The 291-nt window shown below is 66.7% G+C and carries 1 protein-coding gene; it reads left to right on the top strand.

The window, feature by feature from the left end; genetic code table 11:
* A partial coding sequence (locus EN861_RS34940; RefSeq protein ID WP_135928253.1) for a DUF1800 family protein occupies positions 1-291 on the top strand: 291 nt, incomplete at both ends.

Below are 291 nucleotides of genomic sequence, written 5' to 3'. Positions count from 1 at the left end.
CGGCTTCTGGTCGAACCATTTCTGCGTCTCGGTCGCCAAGGGCCAGATCGTGCGGGCCTGCGCCGGCGCCTTCGAACGCGAGGCGATCCGCCCCTTCGTGCTCGGCCGCTTCGCCGACATGCTGCTGGCGGTCGAGCATCACCCGGCGATGCTGTTCTATCTCGACAATCAGCAGTCCATCGGCCCCGATTCCCGTGCTGGCAAAAGGCGCGGCCGAGGCCTCAACGAAAACCTTGCCCGCGAGATCCTGGAACTGCACACGCTGGGCGTCGACGGCGGCTACAGCCAGGC

The organism is Mesorhizobium sp. M8A.F.Ca.ET.218.01.1.1, assembly GCF_004791165.1.
In the GTDB taxonomy this organism is placed as follows: Bacteria; Pseudomonadota; Alphaproteobacteria; order Rhizobiales; family Rhizobiaceae; genus Mesorhizobium.
Note: the sequence above shows the minus strand (reverse complement) of the source record. Positions and strands in the feature narration are given on the sequence as shown.